Source organism: Fibrella forsythiae (assembly GCF_017353175.1).
Classification (GTDB): Bacteria; Bacteroidota; Bacteroidia; order Cytophagales; family Spirosomataceae; genus Fibrella; species Fibrella forsythiae.
In genome coordinates this window covers 1-721 of the sequence record NZ_JAFMYW010000061.1, presented here as the reverse complement: position 1 = coordinate 721, position 721 = coordinate 1, and the positions used below count along the sequence as shown (strand labels likewise).

Annotated in this window: 1 protein-coding gene; it reads left to right on the top strand. The window is 52.0% G+C overall.

Features of this window, described 5'->3' with window-relative positions; translation table 11 throughout:
* A partial coding sequence (locus J2I46_RS32640; RefSeq protein WP_207333312.1) for a hypothetical protein occupies positions 1 to 273 on the top strand: 273 nt, incomplete at its 5' end.
* Positions 274 to 721 lie beyond the last annotated feature (448 nt).

Here is a 721-nt window from a genome sequence, read left to right as displayed (position 1 = left end):
GTATTCGATTACTCCCCGGAGACTTATTCCCTGAGCCCCGCTGAGCAGCAAACGCCCTACGGCTTTGCGCCCAACCGGCTGGTAAGCATCAGCATTCCGCCCCGAACCAGGCTGGCTATCAGCCGTCAGGTAACGGCCTATTACCTGACCTGCTCAGTTGAGGGTATCCTGGAAAATCAGGTAACGGGCCAGCGCTACCGCTTGCAGGGTAAGTGGCGGGGCCTTTTGCAGTACGATAGCCCGTCGACCACGCTGAAGGAGAGCGCTTTGTAACTTGGTCGATTATGGGCTTGGTTGGTTCGCACTGCGGGGTCCACTCGCCTGGGAAAGGGCCAATGCGGCAGCCCGACCAGTCCAAGGTGTAAAGGCGTAGCCTACCTGATGGTAGCTTAGTTTATGGTCACCATCAGCCTTTGAGTTAAAGCCTAAATGGTGCAGGCTGGTTTCGGTGATAAGGTAAACGCCTAAGTTAGATAGTTCGACAAATTGGCCCTGACAAAACTTGAAAAGTTTCTTCTTTACTGAAAACTAAAGCATAGTGTCCAAATCAACTTCCTTATTGTTGACCATTTGTTTTGCCATTGCAGGGACTGCGGCTTTTCGGCTAGCGGCTCCAATGATCAGTCCGGGCGGAACAACTACTTACACTGTGCTTCGAGTTGGTGGATTAGTCTGCATGATCGCTGCTGCCTATCTCCTGCGGATCTTCTTAAAGCGAAAT